Raw genomic sequence first — 22,253 nt, 5'->3', positions numbered from 1 at the left:
GCGGTCGCCTGTGACGCCTTCAACCCCTCGCTGGCGCAGGCGTTGCAGTTGCCCAGGTAGGTCGCAACATTCTCGATGTGCCGCCCATAAATTTGGCTGATTGCCTCTTGCGCCAAGACTTTGCTCGAGAACGGGCATGCCGCGAGGCCAGTTTCCCTGCGAAACATGGACATCCCCTGTGACCCCCGGGCAGAGGCTAACGCGAGCTGGGCGTTGGGGGATAGTGCATGCGCTCCAGTTGCTGATTGGTGCGCTGCGGCATGCGACAAGGGCTCGCGGCTTAAGCCGCTCCTACCTCCTACGAAGAGCGGCTTGCTGCATCGCTGAAAATGCAGAAGCCCCGCGTTGGCGGGGCTTCTGGTCGCGACTTACGTCGCTCCTACAAGGGCGAGGCGGGATGCCGGTTACATATTCCGCCGATACTCCCCACCCACCTCATATAACGCATGGCTGATCTGCCCCAGGCTGTGCGTCTTCACCGCCTCCATCAAGCTGGCGAACACATTGCGCCGCTCCCGCGCGGTCGCCTGTAGCGGCTTCAGGCCTTCGCTGGCGTAGGCGTTGCGAAACAGGCGAAACAGGGGTCAGAGTGCACTTTTGGCGTTCTTCGACCTGCACTCTTGCCATTGACAGATTACAGCCCGGAGTCTTCCACCTGAAAACGCACTGCGGCCGCGGCGCGGGAAATTGGGCGTTGCGGCATGTGGGAAGAGCTCGCGGCTGTAAGCCGCTCCTACGAAGGGTGTTTTTGATCTTGCTGAAATGCGAAGCCCCGCGTTGGCGGGGCTTCTGTCGCGACTTCCGTCGCTCCTACAAGGGCGCAGCGAGATGCCGGCTACATGTTGCGCCGGTACTCCCCACCCACCTCGTACAACGCATGGCTGATCTGCCCCAGCGAATGCGTCTTGACCGCTTCCATCAGGCTGGCGAATACATTCCGCCGTTCGCGCGCGGTCGCCTGTAACGGTTTCAGCCCTTCGCTGGCATAGGCGTTGCGGTTGCCCTGGTAGGTCGCGACGTTCCCGATCTGCTGGCCCTTCTCTGATTCCGTAGACCGGATCAATTCGATCTCGGTGACGATGTCGCCGGCGTGTTCCTTGGGCAGGAAGGTGTTGACGCCGACCAGGGGCAGCGAGCCGTCGTGCTTCTTGTGCTCGTAGTACAGCGACTCTTCCTGGATCTTGCCGCGCTGGTACATGGTGTCCATCGCGCCGAGCACGCCGCCGCGCTCGCTGATCGCCTCGAACTCCTTGTAGACGGCTTCCTCGACGATGTCGGTGAGCTTGTCGACGATGAAGCTGCCCTGCCAGGGGTTCTCGTTGAAGTTGAGCCCCAGCTCCTTGTTGATGATCATCTGGATCGCGACGGCGCGGCGCACGCTTTCTTCCGTCGGCGTCGTGATCGCTTCGTCATAGGCGTTGGTGTGCAGGCTGTTGCAGTTGTCGAACAACGCGTACAGCGCCTGCAGCGTGGTGCGGATGTCGTTGAACTGGATCTCCTGCGCGTGCAGGGACCGGCCGCTGGTCTGGATGTGGTACTTCATCATCTGGCTGCGGGCGTCGGCGCCGTAGCGCTCGCGCATGGCGCGCGCCCAGATGCGGCGGGCGACGCGACCGATGACGGTGTATTCCGGATCCATGCCGTTGGAGAAGAAGAACGACAGGTTGGGCGCGAAGTCGTCGATCTTCATGCCGCGCGCGAGGTAGTACTCGACGATGGTGAAGCCATTGCTCAGGGTAAAGGCGAGCTGGCTGATCGGGTTGGCCCCGGCTTCGGCGATGTGATAACCGCTGATGCTCACCGAATAGAAATTGCGGACCTTGTTGTCGACGAAGTACTGCTGGATGTCGCCCATCATCCGCAGCGCGAACTCGGTGCTGAAGATGCAGGTGTTCTGCGCCTGGTCTTCCTTGAGGATGTCGGCCTGCACGGTGCCGCGCACGGTGGACAGCGTGTAGGCCTTGATGCGCGCGTAGGTCTCGGCATCGACGACCTGGTCGCCGGTGACGCCGAGCAGGCCCAATCCCAATCCATCATTCGTCGGCGGCAACATGCCGCCGTACTGCGGGCGCTGGCGGCCTTCGAACATCGCCTCGATCTTGTTATGCGCTTCGTCCCAGCGCGATTGATCTTCGCGCAGGTATTTCTCGACCTGCTGGTCGATGGCGGTGTTCATGAACATCGCCAGGATCATCGGCGCGGGGCCGTTGATGGTCATCGACACGGACGTGGTCGGTGCGCACAGGTCGAAGCCGGAGTACAGCTTCTTCATGTCGTCGAGCGTGGGGATGTTGACGCCCGAGTTGCCGATCTTGCCGTAGATGTCGGGGCGCGGCGCCGGGTCTTCGCCATACAGCGTGACGCTGTCGAACGCGGTCGACAGGCGCGCGGCCGGCTGGCCGACGCTGAGGTAATGGAAGCGGCGGTTGGTGCGCTCCGGCGTGCCTTCGCCGGCGAACATGCGGATCGGATCCTCGCCGGTGCGCCGGTACGGATACACGCCGCCGGTGTACGGGTAGTAGCCCGGGAGGTTTTCCTTCTGCAGGAACACCAGCAGCTCGCCCCAGGACTTGTAGGTCGGCGCGGCGATCTTGGGGATCTTCTGGTGGCTCAGCGACTCGCGGTAGTTCTCGACCTTGATCGCCTTGCCGCGGACTTCGTATTCAGTCACTTCGTCGGTGATCGACTTCAGGCGTGCGGGCCAGTCGCGCAGGAGCTTGAGGCCCTCGGCGGACAGCGACTGGATGGCGTCGTTGTAGCGTTGGCGCAGCGTCAGCAGCGTGCGGTCGGCTTGTAGGGCGGGTTTCAACCCGCCTTCCGTGGTTGCGGCAATCTCGCCATCGGCTTGGCGGGTTGAAACCCGCCCTACGAGATCGTCGCCGCTGTAGAGATCCAGCGCCTTCGGCAGCTTGTCGTCGCCAAGGTCACGCAGCGACTGCCAGTAGGACTGCGCGCGGTCGGCGGTCTCGGCCTGCGATTCGATCTTCGAATTGATCGCCCTGCCCTGTTCGGCGATCTCGGCGAGGTAGCGGACGCGGGCGCCGGGGATGAGGACGGTGGCGCGGGGCTCCTTCAGCGTGGTGTCGACGTGCGGCGACCACTTGTCCTCGGGCAGCGACAGCTTCTCCCGCAGCAGGCGGCACAGGTTCACGAACATCCAGCTGATGCCGGGGTCGTTGAACTGGCTGGCGATGGTCGGGTAGACGGGGACGTCTTCGTCCTTCACCTGGAAGGCGACGCGGTTGCGCTTCCACTGCTTGCGCACGTCACGCAGGGCGTCTTCGGCGCCGCGCTTGTCGAACTTGTTGAGCACGACGAGCTCGGCGTAGTCGAGCATGTCGATCTTCTCGAGCTGGCTCGGCGCGCCGAAGTCGCTGGTCATCACGTACATCGGGAAGTCGACGAGGTCCACGATCTCCGAATCCGACTGGCCGATGCCGGCGGTCTCGACGATGACCAGGTCGTAGCCCAGCGACTTGAGGAAGGCGATGCAGTCGCGCAGCACGACGTTGGTCGCGGCGTGCTGGCGGCGCGTCGCCATCGAGCGCATGTAGACGCGCTCGCTGCGCAGGGAATTCATGCGGATGCGGTCGCCGAGCAGCGCGCCACCGGTGCGGCGCCGGGTCGGGTCGACCGAGATCACCGCGATGCGCATCTGCGGGAAGCTGGCGAGGAAGCGGTTCAACAGTTCGTCGGTGACCGACGACTTGCCGGCGCCGCCGGTGCCGGTGATGCCAACCACGGGCGTCTTGCCGCCGGCCAGCTGCCACTGCTTGCGCAGGTGCGCGAGTTCGGATTCGTCGAGCGCGCCTTCCTCGATGGCGGACAGCATGCGGCCGATGCCGATCTCGTCGGAAAAGGAGAAACAGGGGTCAGAGTNNCTCTGACCCCTGTTTCTCCTTCCTTCGCCGGCGCGACGGACCACGTCCTCGATCATCGCCACCAGCCCCATGTGCATGCCGTCGTTGGGGTGGTAGATGCGCTCGACGCCGTAGTCCTGCAGTTCGCGGATCTCTTCGGGCGTGATCGTGCCGCCGCCGCCGCCGAACACCTTGATGTGGCCGGCGTTGCGCTCGCGCAGCATGTCGACCATGTACTTGAAGTACTCGACGTGGCCGCCCTGGTAGGACGACAGCGCGATGCCGTCGGCATCCTCCTGCAGCGCGGCGCGGACCACGTCCTCGACGCTGCGGTTGTGGCCCAGGTGGACGACTTCGGCGCCCTGCGCCTGGATCAGCCGCCGCATGATGTTGATCGCCGCGTCGTGGCCGTCGAACAGGCTGGCGGCGGTGACGAAACGCAGCGGGGACGCGGGTTCCGGGGCGGCCGTGGGCTGGGTGGCGGAGAGGCTGCGGGGGGTCGAACTCATGGTGCGCTCGCGTGAAATCAGGCAATTCGCGATTGTAACGCGGGGGCATTCAGCGCCGGTCATCGCGTCCCCGGCCACCCGCACGCGCCGGAATGCGGCAGGTCGGGTAGCCTTTTGCGCATGACTCCCAGTCCCGACGTCGAACGACTGCGTCGCGAGGCGGCCAACGGCGCGCCCGAAGCGCTGCATGCGCTGGCGATGGCATTGATCGTGGAGGAGGAAGCCGAACAGGCCCACGACCACATGCGCGTCGCGGCCCAGGCGGGCCATGCCGGCGCGCAGGTCGAACTGGCGCGCATGCATCTGTATGCCGTCGGCACGGACGTGGATGTGCCGCAGGCGGTCGACTGGCTGCAGCGCGCCGAGCGTGCGCAACATCCGGGTGCGAGCTACGCGCTGGCTTCGATCGCGCTTGGCGGCATCGGGCTGGAGCGCGACTTCGAGGTGATCGGCCATCGGTTGCTGACTGCAGCAAAAGGCGGACTGGTGCCCGCGATGCGCGCATTGGCGATGTACTTCGGACGTGAGCGCGACAACCTCGCGGCGATGCGCCAATCCGAGGCTCTGCTCGCGCAGGCAGCGGCCAGGCGCGACCCCGTGAGCGCCGCATTGCTGGCCGAACGCATCCGGCAGGGCGAGGTGGTGAGCGGCGCCAGGTACGCGCTGGGCTCGCTGGACGCGCTGGCGCGCAGCGCGGGGATCCATCCGATGCCTCCACTGCAGGACCGGGTTGTCGCGAACAACGGGGATGACACGTTGCAGCTGGATCTCGAATCCAGCATGCGCGCACCCGCCTTCGTCGCACGCTGCCCGGCCCCGCTCATCGCCACCGCGGAGGGGCTGCTCACCGCGGAGGAATGCCGCTACGTCATCGCGATGGGATCGCCGCATCTGATTCCATCACAGGTGGAAGACCCGGCGTCCGCCACCTGGATCAAACACCCGGCGCGCTCGAGCCACGATGCCGCACTGGTGCCGATCCTCGAGGACTTCCAGTTGCGCCTGCTGCAATTGCGGATGGCGGCGGGCATCGGCATGGACTTCACCTGTGCCGAACCGATGGTGGTGCTGCACTACCGGCCTGGCCAGGAGTACCTGCCGCATCGCGATTACCTGACGCCGGAACTCCTCGCCGCCAACCAGCCCGAAGCCGGCCAGCGGGCCGCCACGCTGTGTTGCTACCTCAACAACGTGGAAGCCGGCGGCGAGACGATCTTCCCCAAACCCGACCGCATGGTCAGGCCACGCGTCGGCCGGGCGGTGGCGTTTCGCAACCTCGACGACGCCGGGCGACCGGATCCGGACTCGCTCCACGCGGGGCTGCCGGTCCAGGCGGGCGAGAAGTGGCTGGCGACGCTGTGGGTGCGGGAACGCAGGCACCGCGATTTCTGAGGGTCGCGGTCCCCGGGCGGCCTCCCAGACCCGATTGCTTTAGACTATTGCGCCTGCGGCCCCGGCCAGTTGCGCCTTTCGCGCCGCGGATGACCCTTCTTTCCGCCTCTCAACCACACATTGCTGGCGTCTTTCGCGCTTGCGCGAATGGTAGCCACCTTGGAGCGCCCGATGATTTTTGAAACCCTGGATACCTTCGGCCACGAGCAGGTCGTGTTCTGCCACAACAAGGACGCGGGGCTGAAAGCCATCATCGCGATCCACAACACGGTGCTCGGCCCGGGCCTGGGTGGCCTGCGCATGTATCCCTACAAGACCGAGGCCGACGCGCTCAACGACGTGCTGCGCCTGAGCCGCGGCATGACCTACAAGAACGCGGTCGCGGGCCTGAACATCGGCGGCGCCAAGGGCGTGATCATCGGCGACCCGGCGACCGACAAGTCCGAGGCGCTGTTCCGCGCGTTCGGCAAGTTCGTCGACTCGCTGGGCGGGCGCTACATCACCGCCGAGGACGTCGGCATCGACGTCAACGACATGGAATACGTCTACCGCGAGACCGAGTACGTCACCGGCGTGCACCAGGTGCATGGCGGTTCGGGCGATCCGTCGCCGTTCACCGCGTACGGCGCGCTGCAGGGCCTGATGGCCACGCTCAACAAGAAGTTCGGCGACGAGGAAGTCGGCAAGTATTCCTACGCGGTCCAGGGCCTGGGCCATGTCGGCATGGAGTACGTCAAGCTGCTGCGCGAGCGCGGCGCCAAGATCTTCGTGACCGACATCAGCAAGCAGCTGGTGGACAAGGCGGTCAGCGAATATGGCGCGGAGGCCGTCGGCCTGGACGAGATCTACGACGTCGCGGCGGATGTGTATTCGCCCTGCGCGCTCGGCGGCACCGTCAACGAGCAGACGCTGCCACGGCTCAAGGCCAAGATCATCTGCGGCGCGGCGAACAACCAGCTGGCCAACAACGCGATCGGCGACGAAGTCGAGAAGCGCGGCATCCTCTACGCCCCCGATTACGCGGTCAACGCCGGTGGCGTCATGAACGTGTCGCTGGAGATCGACGGCTACAACCGCGAGCGGGCGATGCGGATGATGCGCACGATCTACCACAACCTCGGCCGCATCTACGAGATCGCCGAGCGCGACGGCATCCCGACCTACCGCGCCGCCGACCGCCTGGCCGAAGAGCGCATCGACGCGATCGGCAAGCTCAAGCTGCCGATGGGCCGCACGGCGCCCCGCTTCCTGGGAAGGATGCGCGGCCACTAAGCAATAACGATGGAAACGACGGGGCCTTGTGCCCCGTCGTGCTATTGGACACGGCAACCGGAGTGACGATGCGCGCTTTTCCGCTGGGTGAAGAGATCGATGCGCTGCGCGAGACCGTGCGGCGTTTCGCCGACGCCGAAATCGCGCCGCGCGCGGCACGGATCGACCACGAGAATGTCTTCCCGCAGGACCTGTGGCCGAAGCTCGGCGACATGGGCCTGCTTGGGCTGACGGTGCCGACGGAATACGGCGGCAGCGGGATGGGCTATCTCGCGCACACCGTCGCGATGGAGGAAATCTCGCGTGCGTCGGGTTCGGTCGGCCTGAGTTATGGCGCGCACTCCAACCTGTGCGTGAACAACCTGTACGCCAACGGCAACGAGGCGCAGCGCGCGCAGTACCTGCCGAAGCTGTGCACGGGCGAATGGAAGGGCGCGCTGGCGATGAGCGAGCCCGGCGCGGGCTCCGACGTGGTGGGCTCGATGAGCTGCCGCGCCGAGCTGCGCGGAGACACCTGGATCGCCAACGGCAACAAGATGTGGATCACCAACGGCCCCGAGGCCGACGTGCTGGTCGTCTACATGCGCACCGCCGGCAAGGACGCGGGCAGCAAGTGCATGACCGCCTTCATCGTCGAAAAGGGCATGCCCGGTTTCAGCACGGCGCAGAAGCTGGACAAGTTCGGCATGCGCGGTTCCAACACCTGCGAGCTGGTGTTCACCGATTGCGCGATCCCGGCGGCCAACGTCCTGGGTGAGGTCAACAACGGGGTCAAGGTGCTGATGTCTGGCCTCAACACCGAGCGGCTGGTGCTGACCGGTGGCCCGCTCGGCCTGATGCAGGCCGCGCTCGACAGCGCCCTGCCCTACGTGCGCGAGCGCCGGCAGTTCGACGCGCCGATTGGCACCTTCGAGCTGATGCAGGCGAAGATCGCCGACATGTACACCGCGCTGCAGTCCAGCCGCGCATTCGCCTACCAGGTGGCACGCGACTACGACGCCGGGCACCGCTCGCGCGTGGATGCCGCCGCCTGCCTGCTGCACGCGTCGGACTCCGCGGTGCAGGTGGCGCTGGAGGCGATCCAGGCCCTCGGCGGCAACGGCTACATCAACGAATACCCGACCGGGCGGTTCCTGCGCGACGCCAAGCTGTATGCCATCGGCGCCGGCACCAACGAGATCCGCAGGATGCTGATCGGGCGGGAGTTGTTCGACGGGCGGGATTGAGATCCGGCCGAAGGGGTTGTGGGATCTTGTGGGAGCGACGTCAGTCGCGATCTGGCTACCTATCGCGACTGACGTCGCTCCCACGAAAGCCCGACGCCTGCCGTTTGCCGCACTGCAACATTCAGCGCCATAATCGACCGGTTCCGGCTTCGGCCGGCCCCGATCAGCCCGGAGACACTGCATGTCCGCTTCAAATTCGGATGTCGTCATCGTCGGTGCCATGCGCACCGCCATCGGCTCCTTCCTGGGGCAGTTCACCGGCGTCCCCACGCCCACGCTGGGCGCCGCCGCGATCCAGGCGGCACTGGCGCAGGCCGGCGTTGCGCCCGACCAGGTCGACGAAGTGATCATGGGCTGCGTGCTGCCGGCGGGCCTTGGCCAGGCGCCCGCGCGCCAGGCCGCGCTCGCTGCGGGGATTCCCGCGTCCGCCCCTTGCACGACGGTCAACAAGGTCTGCGGATCGGGCATGAAGGCGGTGATGTTCGCCCATGACGCGATCAAGTCCGGTTCGGCGACGGTCGTGGTCGCCGGCGGCATGGAGTCGATGACCAATGCGCCGCACCTGCTCAACGGCTCGCGCACCGGCATCCGCTACGGCACCGCCGAATTCCTCGACCACATGGCCCACGACGGCCTGACCAATCCGTACGACGGCAAGGCGATGGGCGTCTTCGGCGACCTGGCCTGCGGCAAGTACGGCTACGACCGTGCCGCGCTGGATGCCTTCTCCGCGGAGAGCGTGCGTCGCGCCCAGGCGGCACAGGCGTCGGGAGCATTCGCCGGCGAAATCACCCCGGTCACGGTCAAGGGTCGCAAGGGCGACACCGTCGCCGATGCCGACGAGGAGCCGGGCAAGATCGACGTCGCCAAGTTCCCCGGACTGCGCGCGGCCTTCGGCAAGGACGGCGTGCTGACGGCCGCATCGTCGTCGAAGATTTCCGATGGGGCGGCGGCCACGGTCCTGATGTCCGCCGACGAGGCCGCACGTCGCGGCCTGAAGCCATTGGCGCGCATCGTCGCCCATGCCGGCCACGCGCAGGCGCCCGAATGGTTCACCACGGCGCCGATCAAGGCCATCGAAAAGGTGCTGGAAAAGGCGGGCTGGAGCGTCGCCGACGTCGACCTGTTCGAGATCAACGAGGCCTTCTCCTGCGTCGCGATGGCGCCGATGACCGACCTCGGGATCCCGCACGACAAGCTGAATGTCAATGGTGGCGCAGTGGCCCTGGGGCATCCGATCGGCGCCAGCGGAGCGCGTCTGCTGGTCACCCTCGTGCATGCCCTGAAGGCGCGCGGCGGGAAGCGGGGCGTCGCCTCCCTGTGCATTGGTGGCGGCGAAGCGACGGCAGTCGCGATCGAACTGGCGTAGAACGTTAAGAACGCCTTAACCAAAAATACACGGCCAACCGCTTGACAGGCGACGGCAGCTTGTCATCATGTTATCGGCGCGCAGTTGCGCGTTGCCAACTTAACGACGAGGAAGATGAAATCATGACGACCAACAAGGCGCTGCTCGCCCTGGCTATGGGCCTGGCCCTGGCCGCGTGCACCAACAAGCAGCAGGCTGCCGATTCGGCCGCCGACGCTTCGACTGCCGCTACCGAAGCCCAGCAGGCTGCTGACAACACCGCCGCCACTGGCGATACGGCTGCTGCCGACGCTGCCCAGGCTTCGGCCGACGCCGCTGCTGCAGCTTCCAACGCTGCCAGCACCTCCGCCGATGCCGCCAACACGGCCGGCACCATGGCGAAGGCTGACGACGCTGCCGACGCTGCCGGCGATGCCGCCGACGCTGCCAAGCAGGCGCAGAACGCTGCCGAGCAGGCTGCTGCTTCGGCTGACGCCAAGACCAACAACGACGCCACTCCTGCAAAGAAGTAAGGCGCTGTTGATGGTGTGACACTGGAGAAGCCGTCGGCATCGCCGGCGGCTTCTTCCTTTTACGGATCAGCTCCCGTCACCGGGCGACAGTCGCCGAAGGTGGCCGGACGCACAGCGCGCACCAGCCTTTGCCTGATCAACCCCAATTTCCCACACTCCTACGGAGCTCCACGATGAATACCAAACTTTGCATCCTCCTGGCTGCCAGCGTCCTCGCCCTGTCGGCCTGCAAGAACGAGACCCCGGAAGCGCAGCAGCAGGCCTCACAGGCTGCCGCAGCCGCCGACCAGGCTGGCACCGCCGCAGCCGACGCGGCGACCGCCGCTGGCAATGCCGCCCAGCAGGGCGTCGAGTCCGCAGCCGCCTCCACCGGCGAAGCCGTTGGCGAAGTCGCCGCGAACACCCAGCAGGCCGCTGATTCGGCCGCCGCCGCCGCCACCCAGGCCACGGCAACCGCTGCCAACGCGACCGCCAATGTCGCGCAGAACACCGCCGACGCCGCGCAGAACGTCGCGGACAAGGCCGACACCGCTGCCAAGCAGGCTGACGCAGAAGCCAAGAAGTAAGGACGCCAGCCGTCGAGCAATCGATACCGGCTCCATCGAAAGGCCCGCTTCGGCGGGCCTTTTTTTGTCCGGGCTCCGGCCTCGCGGCTTCCACGCCCGTCCTCGCCAAGGCCTTCGCGGCTCGACAACGATATCCTTGCCGTTCGACCCGAGGATCCACGCCCCATGCCCGTCGTCCAATCGCATCTCGACCCGCGCTCGCAGGACTTCCAGGACAACGTGGCCTGGCATCGCGCACTGGTGGATGTGCTGGATGCGCGGCTGGCGCGCGCAGCCGAGGGCGGTGGCGACAAGGCGCGCAACAAGCACACCGAGCGCGGCAAGTTGCTCGTGCGCGACCGCATCACCGCCCTGCTCGATCCGGGTTCGCCGTTCCTGGAACTCTCGCCGCTGGCAGCCGAAGGCATGTACGACGACGCGGCACCGGCGGCGGGCATCGTCACCGGCATCGGCCGGGTGCACGGCCAGGAAGTAGTGATCGTGGCCAACGACGCCACGGTCAAGGGCGGCACCTATTTCCCGATGACGGTGAAAAAGCACCTGCGCGCGCAGGACGTCGCGCGCGAAAACCACCTGCCCTGCATCTACCTGGTCGACTCGGGTGGCGCCTTCCTGCCGCTGCAGGACGAGGTCTTCCCCGACCGCGAACACTTCGGCCGCATCTTCTACAACCAGGCACGCATGAGCGGGGAGAACATCCCGCAGATCGCCGTCGTCATGGGCTCGTGCACGGCTGGCGGCGCCTACGTGCCGGCGATGTCGGATGAATCGATCATCGTCAGGGAACAGGGCACGATCTTCCTCGGCGGTCCGCCGCTGGTGAAGGCGGCGACGGGCGAAGTGGTCGACGCCGAGTCGCTGGGTGGCGCCGACGTGCACACGGCGATCTCCGGCGTCGCCGACCATTTCGCGGAGGACGACCGCGATGCGCTGGATATCGCGCGCAACCTGGTGGCCAACCTCAACCGGCGCAAGCAGCTTCCCGTTGCCACGCAGCCGGTGCGCGAGCCGCTGTTCGCGGCCGAAGAGCTGTACGGCATCGTGCCCAAGGACGTGCGTCGCCCGTTCGAGATCCGCGAAGTCATCGCGCGCATCGTCGACGGCAGCGAGTTCCAGGAGTTCAAGTCGCGCTACGGCAAGACGCTGGTGTGCGGCTTCGCCCACCTGCATGGCTATCCGGTCGGCATCGTCGCCAACAACGGCATCCTGTTTTCCGAGTCGGCGCTCAAGGGCGCGCATTTCATCGAACTCTGCGACCAGCGCGGCATCCCGCTGGTGTTCCTGCAGAACATCACCGGGTTCATGGTCGGCCGCAAGTACGAGAACGCCGGCATCGCCAAGGACGGCGCCAAGATGGTGACGGCCGTGGCGTGCGCGTCGGTGCCGAAGTTCACCGTGGTCATCGGCGGCAGTTTCGGCGCGGGCAACTACGCGATGTGCGGACGCGCGTACGGCGGGCGGTTCCTCTGGATGTGGCCGAACGCGCGGATCAGTGTCATGGGCGGCGACCAGGCAGCGGCCGTGCTCGCCACCGTCAAGCGCGACGGCATCGAGGCGCGCGGCGGCGAATGGAGCGCCGACGACGAGGCCGCCTTCAAGGCACCCATCCGCGAGCAGTACGAATCGCAGGGCAGTCCGTGGTACGCGACCGCGCGACTGTGGGACGACGGCGTCATCGATCCGGCCGACACCCGGCGTGTGCTGGGCCTCGGGCTGTCCGCGGCGATGAACGCGCCGATCGAACGGGGCCGCTTCGGCGTCTTCCGGATGTAAACGGCAGTTGACCCGCATCGCCCGGATAGCCTGTTTTGCGGGCGGGCGTCACAGCTCCCCGCGTGCAGGCGCATGCTAGGCTCGGTCGTTCAGGGGAGTCATCTGCAACCTCAAGAGGAACCCGCGATCATGGCGATATTCAACCAGCAACCCACGGCCAAGAAGGAAGCGGCTGCGTTCACACCCGATGCGCCGCCCTACCGTGAAGCGCCCCACGCCACGCCCGAGCCGGCAGCCGCACCCGCCCAGCCGCGCCGCGTCGTCGAGTCACAGGCAAAGGAATCCTTCATCGCTTCCGAACTGACCATCGAAGGCAAGATCGAAGGCTCCGGCCATGTCCGCATCGCCGGTCGCTTCAAGGGCGACGTCAACGTGCAGGGCGACCTGACGATCGAGGCCGGCGCCAAGCTCACCGGTGGCGTCCGCGCCAAGCGCGTCGTGATCGCCGGCGAGCTCGAAGGCAACATCGAACTGGCCGACCGCGTCGAACTGCTCGAGGGCGGCGTGCTCATTGGCGACGTCAAGGCTGGTGCACTCACCGTTGCCGCCGGTTCGCGCATGCGCGGCCAGGCCGACTTCGGCTGGGAAGACAAGGCCGCCGGCAAGCCTGCCAATGGCCACGCCACGATCAATGGCATGGAGTCGCGCGCCGCGTCATGAGCAGCGCACGCGCGGGGACCGCGGGCGCGACCCGCGTCTGTCCCCATTGCAAGGCCACCATCCTCGAAAGCGCCGCGGTCTGCCCGTCGTGCAAGCACCACGTGCGCTTCGAGGCGGCCGACCAGCGGGCGCAGGAGAAATCCTCCGCACTGCGCGTGGAAGGCCTGATCCAGCACCCGCCGGATGGCGATCCCTGGGAATATTCGGTGGTGCTGACGATCCGCAACGACCGCGGCGAGGAAATCGCACGCCAGGTGGTCGGCGTGGGCGCCCTGCGCGGGGGCGAGCAGCGCACTTTCACGCTGGACGTGGAGATGTTCGCCCCCAAGGGCGGCAAGATGCCAGCCGGCAGCCGCCACTGAGGCCTGCCACCAATTCCCTGCATCCGGCTGGGCCATCGCGCCCAGCGGCTATCATTGGCCGGTTTCCCGCCGATGACATCCATGAGCGATTCGCTGCAATTGCACCGTGACGGCGCCGTGGCCCGGCTGCGACTGGACCGGCCCGAGGTGCACAACGCCTTCGACCCCGCGCTGATCGCCGCCCTCACGACGCGCCTGCAGTCGGTCGCCGCGGACGACGGCATCCGCGTGGTCGTGCTGGAAGGCACTGGAGCGTCCTTCTCCGCCGGCGCCGACCTGTACTGGATGCGCGGCATGGCGTCGGCCAGCGAGCGCGCCAACCGCGAGGACGCGCTTGCCCTCGCCCGCCTGATGCGGACCCTGGACACCTTGCCCAAGCCCACGATCGCGCGCGTCCATGGCGCAGCCTTCGGTGGCGGCGTCGGACTCGTCGCCTGCTGCGATATCGCCATCGGCACGCCCGAAGCCAGGTTCGGCCTGACCGAAAGCAAGCTCGGCCTGTTGCCCGCGGTGATCTCGCCCTACGTCATCCAGGCCATCGGCGCGCGACAGGCGCGGCGCTGGTTTGCGTCGGCGGAAATGTTCGATGCAGCCGAAGCGCTGCGGATCGGCCTGCTGCACCAGGTGGTCGCGGCCGACGAGCTCGACGCCGCCGTGCAGCGGCAGGTCGGCCTGCTGTGCAAGGCCGGACCCATCGCCGCTGCTTCGGCGAAGGCGCTGGTGCGCCGGGTCTCGGACGGAAGCGACGGCGAGTCGGTCGATGCGGCCAATGCCGACCTGATCGCGCGACTCCGCGTCTCCCCCGAAGGCCAGGAAGGCCTCGCTGCCTTCCTCGAAAAACGCAAGCCAGCCTGGTGCGATTGATCCACGCCCTCCACTGCTCCATCGAGGCCCGAACATGAGCGACAGCGTCAAACCGGTGGTCAACATCGCCGACATCGAACTCCAGGCGCGACCTGCCGCATTCGCCGCCAAGGGCGACGCTGCAGCGCGTTACGACGCGCGCATGGGCATGATCGGCCCGCGCATCGGTGCGAGGCTGCTTGGCTACAACATCACCGCGGTGGCGCCGGGCATGCGTGCATTCCCGATGCACAACCATCGCGTCAACGAGGAAATGTTCTACGTGATCGAGGGCTCGGGCGAACTGCGCGTCGGTGGCCGGACGCATGCGGTGCGCGCTGGAGACGTCATCGCCTGCCCACCCGGCGGCCCGGAGACCGCGCACCAGCTGGTCAATACCGGAGATACCGAGCTCAAGTACCTCGCGGTCAGCACCAAGCTATCGCCAGAGCTGTGCGAGTACCCGGAATCCGGCAAGTTCGGCGTCATGGCCGACCTGGGACGCGATGCGGACGGCCGACCGGCGATGTTCCGTCATATCGGGCGGCCCGACGACGCGCGCGACTACTGGGAAGGCGAATAAACCTGATGTTCCGCAAGATCCTCATCGCCAATCGCGGCGAGATCGCCTGTCGCGTCATCCGCACGGCGCGCCAGCTGGGCATCGCGACGGTGGCCGTGTACTCCGAGGCCGATGCCAACGCGCAGCACGTACGCCAGGCGGACGAGGCCTGGCCCGTTGGCGGGCCACGACCGCAGGATTCCTACCTGCGCGGCGACCGCATCATCGCCGCTGCGCTGGAAGCGGGTGCCGAGGCGATCCATCCGGGTTATGGCTTCCTCAGCGAGAACGCCGACTTCGCCGATGCCGTCGACGCGGCCGACCTCGTCTTCATCGGGCCCAGCGCGGCGACGATGCGCAGGATGGGCAGCAAGGCTGGCGCGAAGGACCTGATGCAGGCCGCGGGCGTGCCAGTCGTTCCCGGATACACCGGTGAGGATCAATCGCCGCAACTGCTGGAGCGCGAAGCCGACCGCATCGGTTATCCCCTGATGATCAAGGCGGCCCACGGCGGTGGCGGCAAGGGCATGCGGATCGTGCGCAACCGCGAGGAGTTCCTCGCGAACCTGCTCAGTTGCCAGCGCGAGGCGGCCGGCGCATTCGGTCGCGATCGCGTGCTGCTCGAGCGCTACATCGAAAGCCCGCGCCACATCGAGATCCAGGTCTTCGGCGACACCCACGGCAACGTGATCCACCTCGGCGAGCGCGAATGCTCGGCCCAGCGCCGCTACCAGAAAGTGCTCGAGGAATCGCCCTCGCCGTTCCTGACGCCGGAACTGCGCGCGCACATGGGCGCGGCGGCAGTGCAGGCCGGGCGCGCGATCGACTACGCCAATGCAGGCACGGTCGAGTTCATCGTGGCGCCGGACGGCAGCTTCTACTTCATGGAGATCAACACGCGGCTGCAGGTCGAGCATCCCGTCACCGAAATGGTGACCGGACAGGACCTGGTCGCCTGGCAGTTGCGCGTTGCCGCGGGCGAGCCGCTGCCGCTGGCGCAGGCCGACGTGCGGCAGCACGGCCATGCGATCGAAGTGCGCCTGTATGCGGAGGATCCGGAAGCCGGATTCCTCCCCGGCTCCGGCACGCTGGAGCGCTTGCGGCTGCCGTCCCCCAACGGCCACGTGCGCATCGATTCGGGCGTCGTCGAAGGCGACGTCGTCACCATTTTCTACGACCCCATGATCGCCAAGCTGATCGTGTGGGACGAAGACCGCGAACGCGCCCTCGCCCGCCTGCGCGAGGCCCTTGCGCAATGCGAGATCGAGGGCCCGAAGTCCAACATCGGTTTCCTCGAGCGCCTGGCCAGCCATTCGTCCATCGTCGACGGCAGCATCGATACCGGCTACCTGGATCGCAACCTGGATGCCTTCCTGCAGCCGGCCGGGATCGACCACAAGCTGCTGCTGGCCGCAGCGACGACACGCCTGCTGTGGCTGGAGGCGGCCGAGCGCGCGCAGGCCGCCACGGGCGCGGATCCGACATCGCCCTGGAACCTGGCAGACGGCTGGCGACTGGGACATGCAGGCAAGCGCGACCTCGCCTTCCTGCACGGCGGCGCGCGCATCCATCTCGTCGCCCAGGGCGCAGGCGGCGACTACCGGATCACGACTGGCGACAACGAGGTGCGCGTCTGCGGTGCGCGCTGGAGCGACGGGGTGCTCAGTGCGCGCTTCGATGGACAGGCGCGACGTTTTTCCGCGCACGCGGACGATTGCCGGATTCACGTCCATGACGGCAACGATCGCCTGCAACTGCGCCCCACGGAGGTGTATCGTCGCCAAGGGCCCGTCCAGGGGCTCGACGACCGGCGCCTGCATGCGCCCATGCCCGGACGCGTCGTACTGGTGAACGTGGAACCGGGCCAACGGGTCACGGCCGGTCAGGAGTTGCTGGTGATCGAGGCGATGAAGATGGAGCTTGGCCTGAAGGCGCCGCGCGACGGTGTCATCGGTGACGTCCGCGCCGCAGCCGGCGACGTGGTGGAAGCCGACGCCGTGCTGATCACGCTGGAGCCCTGATGGCGATGCCGGCGCAGGTCCGTATCGTCGAAGTCGGGCCGCGCGACGGCCTGCAGAACGAAAAGACCATCGTCGCCACCGCCGACAAGATCGAATTGATCAATCGCCTGTCGCGCACCGGATTGACGTCGATCGAGGCCACGAGTTTCGTCAGCCCGAAATGGGTTCCGCAACTCGCGGATGCCGGGCAGGTGTTCGCCGGCATCGACAGGCGCGCGGGGATTTCGTATCCGGTGCTGGTGCCCAATGCACGGGGATACGAACGGGCACGTGCGGCGGGCGCAACCGAAGTCGCGGTATTCACCGCCGCGTCCGAAGCCTTCAGCCAGAAGAACATCAACGCATCGATCGACGAGTCGATCGAACGGTTCACGCCGGTATTGGAGTCCGCCAGGCAGGACGGCGTGCGCGTGCGCGGCTACGTCTCCACCGTGCTGGGCTGCCCCTACCAGGGCGCGGTGCCGGTTGCGGACGTGGTCCGCGTCGCGCGACGACTGCATGCACTGGGGTGCTACGAGATATCGCTGGGCGACACCATCGGGATCGGCACGCCGCACAAGGCACGCGCGATGTTGCTGGCCGTGGCCGACGAGGTTCCGATGGCGGCGCTGGCCGTGCATTTCCACGACACCTACGGCCAGGCGCTGGCGAACGTGCTCGCTTGCCTGGAGGAGGGCGTGGGCGTCGTCGATGCCGCCGTCTCCGGTGTCGGTGGCTGCCCCTACGCGAAAGGCGCCAGCGGCAATGTCGCCACCGAGGATGTCGTGTACATGCTGGACGGACTCGGCGTGCGCACCGGCGTGGATATCGACGTGCTGGCCGACACCGGCCGCTGGCTCGCGAGCCTGCTTGGCCGCGAGAGCGGCAGCAAGGTTGGCCGCGCCATGGCCGCCGCATGAACGCCAAGGCGCAGCCAATCGAAGCCGCCCTCGCGGCGGGTGCCGACAACGCAGGCCGAACGCTCGCGGCGCTGCAGGCAGCCTGCGATGACCCCGCCCTGCCATTGCACGTCCGCTCGCTGCTGGAGCAGGCCTGCGATACCACGCACGCAGCACTGATCCGTGCCGACAATGCCCAGCAACGCTACAAGGCGTTGTTCGACGCCCTGCCCGATCCGATCAGCATCCTCAGCTGGGATGGCGTCCTGCTCGACATCAACCGCGCCGGGGAAGACGCTTACCGCCGGCCTCGCACGACGCTCATCGGCCAACCGCTCCACCTGCTCAATCCCGACCTGCCCAGGGACCATCTGGGGCCGGTCCACGACAGTCTTGGTCGCGGTGAAACGTCGGCGCGCGAAGTGACGCACATGCGTGCCGACGGCACGCGCTTCCCGGCGGAGGTGCACGCGGCACGGCTCGACCATGATGGACAGGCGTGCATCCTCTCGGTCACGCGCGACCTGACTGATCGCGCCCGCATCGAACTGCACTATCGCGAGCTGATGGAAGTGGTCGACAAGGGCATCCTGGTCCGCGACGCCGAACGCAACATCGTCTACGCCAATCCGGCTGCGGTGCGCATGTTCAACGTCGAGTCCGGCATGTCGCTGGCAGAGGAGATCCGCGACGGCCAGTGGTTGATCATCGACGAGGACGGCAATGCCATGCCCGACGATGCCTTGCCGGCATATCGGGCATTGAGCACGGGCAGGGTCGCCGACAGCACCGTGCTGGGTTTCTACAACGTGGGGATGCGCCAGCTCACCTGGCTGTCGGTCACCTCGGTTCCGCAATTCGCTCCGGGTGCCGACAAGCCCCACCAGGTGCTGTCGCTTTTCAGCGACGTCACCGAACTCAAGCGCGACGGCGCCCTGTTCGACCGCGTGCAGGCGCTGGCCCACATTGGCGGCTGGGAGTGGGATGCGAGCCGCTGCCGGCTGCACCTGAGCGACGAAACCGTTCGCATCCTCGGCAGCGAGGCGCAGCCCACGTCCATGGATGCGGTCCTCGACTGCCTGGAGGCAACGGATCGCCGCTGCCTCCAGGACGCCATCGACGAGTCGCTCGCGCAAGGCTCCGGCTTCGACCTGGAAGTCCAGGGTCGCCGCCACGACGGAACGGCCTTCTGGGCCCGCGTGATCGGCGAGGCCGATGGCAACCAGCCGCTGTCGCAGCGCCTCACCGGCACGCTGCAGGATGTCACCCGGCGCAAGCTTGCCGAAGCAACGCTGCGCATCCAGGCGCGTACCGATCCGCTGACGGGATTGCTCAATCGCGACGCGGCACTGGGCGAAATCGCCGCATGCCTCGACGACCCCGCGCAGGCGTACGTCGCCGTGCTGTACATCGACCTTGACCGGTTCAAGGTGGTCAACGACGTCCTCGGCCATGCCGCGGGCGATGAACTGCTGATGGCGGCCGCTGGGCGGATCGGCAAGGCGGTTGGTCGCGAGGGCCTGATCGCGCGTTTCGGCGGCGACGAGTTCCTCGTCGTCTGCGATTTCGGCGACGATCCCCGTCGACCCGAGCGCATCGCGGACAGGATCCTGGATTCGTTTGCCGAGAGCTTCCGTTTCGAGCACGAGGAATTCACCATCACCGCGAGCATCGGCATCGCCCGTGCCCCGGGCGATGGCGACACGCCGCAGGCACTGATCCAGAACGCCGACACCGCGATGTACGACAGCAAGCGTCGCATTCGCAATGGCTGGCAGGCTTTTACCCCGGCGCTTGCGCAGACGCAGCAGGAGCGGTTGCGGGTGGAAACGCAACTGCGCCGCGCTGCCGACAACAACGAGTTCCACCTGGTCTACCAGCCGCAGGTCGACCTGCGCCACGGTCGCATCGTCGGCGCCGAAGCCCTGATCCGCTGGCAGAACGACCATCTGGGAGAGATGCGTCCGGACCGGTTCATCGGCCATGCCGAAGTCACCGGCGACATCGTGCGAATCGGCAGCTGGGTATTGCGCGAAGCCTGCCGGCAGATCTGCGCCTGGCGCGAATCCGGGCTGGGAATCGTCCGCGTCGCCGTCAATGTGTCCTATCGGCAGTTCCTCGGCGACGACCTCGCACAGGTCGTGGCGGGGGTGCTGCAGGAGTTCGGGCTTCCGGGCGCGGCGCTGGAGCTCGAATTCACCGAGCGCGTGCTGATCGAGGATGCGCCCGACACGATCCGCACCTTCGCCGCATTGCGCGAACTGGGCGTCGTGCTGACGATCGACGATTTCGGCGAAGGCTACAGCGCGCTCAACTACCTGCGTCGCCTGCCGATCCACGGGCTCAAGTTGAGCCAGCTGTTCCTGCATGGGGTGCCGGGCAACAACTCCGATGTCGCCGTGTGCCAGGCCGTCGCCGGGATCGCGCGCAGCCTGGGGTTGGGGCTGGTTGCCGAGGGCGTCGAAACCACGGCGCAGCGATCGTTCCTGCTCGACCTTGGCGTGCCGGTGGGCCAGGGCTTCCTGTTCGCACCGGGCCTGCGTGCCGACGAGTTCGCGCGCCGGCTGGACCTGCCATCCTCGATCATCGATGGCTGAGGCGGCCTTCATGATCCGGCCGATCGAGCCGCGCGACGATGCGTCGATGGCGGCGATCATCCGCACCGTCATGCCGGAGTTCGGCGCGGTCGGTTCGGGCTTTGCGATCGGCGATCCGGAAGTCGACTGGATGAGCCGCGCGTATGCGCAGCCGCGCTGTGCGTATTTCGTCGTCGAGCGGGACGGCGTCGTGCTGGGTGGCGGTGGCGTCGCGCCGCTTGCCGGCGGCGACGGCGACACCTGCGAATTGCGCAAGATGTACTTCCTGCCGCAGGCGCGCGGGCACGGCGCGGGCACGGCCATGATGCAGCGATGCCTGCAGGCCGCCCGTGACTTCGGCTTCCGGCAGTGCTACCTCGAAACGCTGCACGGCATGGACGCCGCGATGAAACTCTACGAACGCAGCGGTTTTCGCCGGATCGACAAGCCCATGGGCGACACCGGCCATGGCGGCTGCAACACGTTCTACCTGCTGTCGCTCTGACCAGTCGTACGCACAGAGAGGTCCTGCCGATGCAACGCTGGTGGCTGTCCGCACTATCCATCCTGCTGGCGCTGGTCGCCGCGCCACTGGCTGCGGCCGACGGCACGGCAAGCCTGCTGGTCCCTGCGCGGGTCTGGAACGGCACCGACGCGGCCGCGCATGCGGGCTGGGTGGTGCTGGTGCGCGATGGGGTCATCGTCGCGGTCGGGCCGTCCGCGGCCATCGCCATCCCCGCCGATGCGCGACGCATCGACCTGCCCGGCGCCACGCTCACGCCAGGCCTGATGGACCTGCACTCGCACCTGTTCCTGCATCCGTACAACGAGACGTCCTGGAACGACCAGGTGTTGAAGGAGCCGGAGGCCTATCGCACGCTCGAAGCCGCGCAACATGCACGGGCGACCCTGCTCGCCGGCTTCACCACGCTGCGCGACCTGGGCACCGAGGGCGCCGGATACGCCGACGTGTCGCTCAAGCGCGCGATCAACGAGGGCCTCGTCCAGGGTCCGCGGCTGTTTGTCGCGACCCGCGCGATCGTCGCCACGTCGAGTTACGGCCCGGGGCCACGCGGATTCCGCCCGGACGCGGAGCTGCCGTCCGGCGCGCAGGAAGCCAGCGGGGTCGATGCGGTCATGCAGGCCGTGCGCGAACAGGCCGGTCACGGTGCCGACTGGATCAAGGTCTATGCCGATTACCGCGTCGGCGCCGACGGCAGCACCCAACCCACATTCACGGCGGCCGAGCTCAAGGCCCTGGTCGAAACCACGCACCTGTCCGGCCGCCCGGTGTCCGCGCACGCCGCCAGCGACGCCGGCATGCGCATGGCCATCGACGCCGGCGTGGACAGCATCGAGCATGGCTACGGCGGCAGCGCGGCGACGTTCGCGCGCATGCACGACCGGGGCGTGGCCTACCTGCCCACGCTGACGGCGGTCGAGGCGACGGAAACCTATTTCAACCATTACGTGCCCGGAACGTCGGCGCCGACGCCGAAGATCCAGGAATCCGAACGCGCATTCCGCGCCGCACGCGCGGCCGGCGTCACGATCGGCTGCGGCAGCGATGTCGGCGTGTTCCGCCACGGCGACAACTGGCGCGAGCCGGCGCTGATGGTGCACGCGGGCATGACACCGGTCGACGCACTGCGCGCCTGTACCAGCGTGGCGGCGACGATCCTGCGCGAAGCCGACCGGACCGGACGCATTGCAGTCGGACTGCACGCCGACCTGGCGGCATTCGAAGGCGACCCGACCGTCAATATCGGCGCGCTGGCGCATCCGGCGTTCGTGATGAAGGACGGCGTGGTCTACCGCAGCCCGGCAGCCGCCGCAGTCCAGCCCTGACATAGGGCGGGTCTTGACCCGCCG

At 67.2% G+C, this 22,253-nt stretch carries 17 protein-coding genes; 16 read left to right on the top strand and 1 reads right to left on the bottom strand.

Annotated features, from left to right (window positions below; all coding sequences use genetic code 11):
* Positions 1-835: 835 nt before the first annotated feature.
* Complete coding sequence (locus tag GST15_RS12125) at positions 836-4,369, bottom strand: methylmalonyl-CoA mutase family protein (protein ID WP_159017579.1); 3,534 nt, start codon at positions 4,367-4,369, stop codon at positions 836-838.
* A 120-nt stretch (positions 4,370-4,489) separates the two neighbouring features.
* On the opposite strand from GST15_RS12125, the gene GST15_RS12120 reads away from it, so the two are divergent.
* The 16 genes from GST15_RS12120 (at position 4,490) to GST15_RS12045 (ending at position 22,229) form a co-directional block, all read left to right on the top strand.
* Complete coding sequence (locus GST15_RS12120) at positions 4,490-5,761, top strand: 2OG-Fe(II) oxygenase (protein ID WP_159017578.1); 1,272 nt, start codon at positions 4,490-4,492, stop codon at positions 5,759-5,761.
* A gap of 171 nt (positions 5,762-5,932) precedes the next feature.
* Complete coding sequence (locus tag GST15_RS12115; RefSeq protein WP_159017577.1) at positions 5,933-7,033, top strand: Glu/Leu/Phe/Val dehydrogenase dimerization domain-containing protein; 1,101 nt, start codon at positions 5,933-5,935, stop codon at positions 7,031-7,033.
* A 68-nt stretch (positions 7,034-7,101) separates the two neighbouring features.
* Positions 7,102-8,259: an isovaleryl-CoA dehydrogenase gene (locus GST15_RS12110; RefSeq protein WP_159017576.1), complete on the top strand. Its 1,158-nt coding sequence runs from the start codon at positions 7,102-7,104 to the stop codon at positions 8,257-8,259.
* 181 nt (positions 8,260-8,440) lie between these two features.
* Positions 8,441-9,628 (top strand): thiolase family protein, encoded by a 1,188-nt coding sequence (locus tag GST15_RS12105; protein WP_159017575.1) that lies wholly within the window; start codon positions 8,441-8,443, stop codon positions 9,626-9,628.
* Between the two features lie 41 nt (positions 9,629-9,669).
* Positions 9,670-10,140 (top strand): hypothetical protein, encoded by a 471-nt coding sequence (locus GST15_RS12100; RefSeq protein ID WP_425482245.1) that lies wholly within the window; start codon positions 9,670-9,672, stop codon positions 10,138-10,140.
* A 173-nt stretch (positions 10,141-10,313) separates the two neighbouring features.
* Positions 10,314-10,706, top strand: coding sequence for a hypothetical protein (locus GST15_RS12095; protein WP_159017574.1), 393 nt, complete (start codon positions 10,314-10,316; stop codon positions 10,704-10,706).
* Between the two features lie 165 nt (positions 10,707-10,871).
* The gene (locus tag GST15_RS12090; RefSeq protein ID WP_159017573.1) at positions 10,872-12,479 is read left to right on the top strand and encodes a carboxyl transferase domain-containing protein; all 1,608 of its coding nucleotides are present in this window, start codon (positions 10,872-10,874) and stop codon (positions 12,477-12,479) included.
* A 129-nt stretch (positions 12,480-12,608) separates the two neighbouring features.
* A complete protein-coding gene (locus GST15_RS12085; protein WP_159017572.1) occupies positions 12,609-13,139 on the top strand; it encodes a bactofilin family protein in 531 nt (176 codons plus the stop codon).
* The gene (locus GST15_RS12080) at positions 13,136-13,501 is read left to right on the top strand and encodes a hypothetical protein (RefSeq protein WP_159017571.1); all 366 of its coding nucleotides are present in this window, start codon (positions 13,136-13,138) and stop codon (positions 13,499-13,501) included. Before GST15_RS12085 ends, GST15_RS12080 begins: the two co-directional genes overlap by 4 nt.
* 81 nt (positions 13,502-13,582) lie before the next feature.
* Positions 13,583-14,365 carry an enoyl-CoA hydratase-related protein gene (locus tag GST15_RS12075; RefSeq protein WP_159017570.1) on the top strand — a complete coding sequence of 261 codons (783 nt, stop codon included), beginning with the start codon at positions 13,583-13,585 and terminating at the stop codon, positions 14,363-14,365.
* Between the two features lie 34 nt (positions 14,366-14,399).
* Positions 14,400-14,927, top strand: a complete 528-nt coding sequence (locus tag GST15_RS12070; protein WP_159017569.1) for a cupin domain-containing protein — start codon at positions 14,400-14,402, stop codon at positions 14,925-14,927.
* Between the two features lie 5 nt (positions 14,928-14,932).
* Positions 14,933-16,927: an acetyl/propionyl/methylcrotonyl-CoA carboxylase subunit alpha gene (locus GST15_RS12065; RefSeq protein WP_159017568.1), complete on the top strand. Its 1,995-nt coding sequence runs from the start codon at positions 14,933-14,935 to the stop codon at positions 16,925-16,927.
* A 5-nt stretch (positions 16,928-16,932) separates the two neighbouring features.
* Positions 16,933-17,826, top strand: coding sequence for a hydroxymethylglutaryl-CoA lyase (locus GST15_RS12060; protein ID WP_159017592.1), 894 nt, complete (start codon positions 16,933-16,935; stop codon positions 17,824-17,826).
* Positions 17,823-20,402, top strand: coding sequence for a sensor domain-containing protein (locus tag GST15_RS12055; RefSeq protein WP_159017567.1), 2,580 nt, complete (start codon positions 17,823-17,825; stop codon positions 20,400-20,402). The genes GST15_RS12060 and GST15_RS12055 overlap by 4 nt, the downstream gene beginning before the upstream one ends.
* Positions 20,395-20,886 (top strand): GNAT family N-acetyltransferase, encoded by a 492-nt coding sequence (locus GST15_RS12050; protein ID WP_159017566.1) that lies wholly within the window; start codon positions 20,395-20,397, stop codon positions 20,884-20,886. Before GST15_RS12055 ends, GST15_RS12050 begins: the two co-directional genes overlap by 8 nt.
* 29 nt (positions 20,887-20,915) lie before the next feature.
* Positions 20,916-22,229 carry an amidohydrolase family protein gene (locus tag GST15_RS12045; RefSeq protein WP_159017565.1) on the top strand — a complete coding sequence of 438 codons (1,314 nt, stop codon included), beginning with the start codon at positions 20,916-20,918 and terminating at the stop codon, positions 22,227-22,229.
* Positions 22,230-22,253 lie beyond the last annotated feature (24 nt).

Source organism: Cognatiluteimonas profundi (assembly GCF_009792795.1).
In the GTDB taxonomy this organism is placed as follows: Bacteria; Pseudomonadota; Gammaproteobacteria; order Xanthomonadales; family Xanthomonadaceae; genus Cognatiluteimonas; species Cognatiluteimonas profundi.
This window is presented reverse-complemented; position numbering and strand designations above follow the sequence as displayed.

Excerpts from the sequence above, each read along its gene's own strand:
- GST15_RS12120 (WP_159017578.1), top strand. The coding sequence starts at position 4,490 with ATGACTCCCAGTCCCGACGTCGAACGACTGCGTCGCGAGGCGGCCAAC.
- GST15_RS12115 (WP_159017577.1), top strand. The coding sequence starts at position 5,933 with ATGATTTTTGAAACCCTGGATACCTTCGGCCACGAGCAGGTCGTGTTC.
- GST15_RS12110 (WP_159017576.1), top strand. The coding sequence starts at position 7,102 with ATGCGCGCTTTTCCGCTGGGTGAAGAGATCGATGCGCTGCGCGAGACC.
- GST15_RS12105 (WP_159017575.1), top strand. The coding sequence starts at position 8,441 with ATGTCCGCTTCAAATTCGGATGTCGTCATCGTCGGTGCCATGCGCACC.
- GST15_RS12095 (WP_159017574.1), top strand. The coding sequence starts at position 10,314 with ATGAATACCAAACTTTGCATCCTCCTGGCTGCCAGCGTCCTCGCCCTG.
- GST15_RS12090 (WP_159017573.1), top strand. The coding sequence starts at position 10,872 with ATGCCCGTCGTCCAATCGCATCTCGACCCGCGCTCGCAGGACTTCCAG.
- GST15_RS12085 (WP_159017572.1), top strand. The coding sequence starts at position 12,609 with ATGGCGATATTCAACCAGCAACCCACGGCCAAGAAGGAAGCGGCTGCG.
- GST15_RS12080 (WP_159017571.1), top strand. The coding sequence starts at position 13,136 with ATGAGCAGCGCACGCGCGGGGACCGCGGGCGCGACCCGCGTCTGTCCC.
- GST15_RS12075 (WP_159017570.1), top strand. The coding sequence starts at position 13,583 with ATGAGCGATTCGCTGCAATTGCACCGTGACGGCGCCGTGGCCCGGCTG.
- GST15_RS12070 (WP_159017569.1), top strand. The coding sequence starts at position 14,400 with ATGAGCGACAGCGTCAAACCGGTGGTCAACATCGCCGACATCGAACTC.
- GST15_RS12065 (WP_159017568.1), top strand. The coding sequence starts at position 14,933 with ATGTTCCGCAAGATCCTCATCGCCAATCGCGGCGAGATCGCCTGTCGC.
- GST15_RS12060 (WP_159017592.1), top strand. The coding sequence starts at position 16,933 with ATGCCGGCGCAGGTCCGTATCGTCGAAGTCGGGCCGCGCGACGGCCTG.
- GST15_RS12055 (WP_159017567.1), top strand. The coding sequence starts at position 17,823 with ATGAACGCCAAGGCGCAGCCAATCGAAGCCGCCCTCGCGGCGGGTGCC.
- GST15_RS12050 (WP_159017566.1), top strand. The coding sequence starts at position 20,395 with ATGGCTGAGGCGGCCTTCATGATCCGGCCGATCGAGCCGCGCGACGAT.
- GST15_RS12045 (WP_159017565.1), top strand. The coding sequence starts at position 20,916 with ATGCAACGCTGGTGGCTGTCCGCACTATCCATCCTGCTGGCGCTGGTC.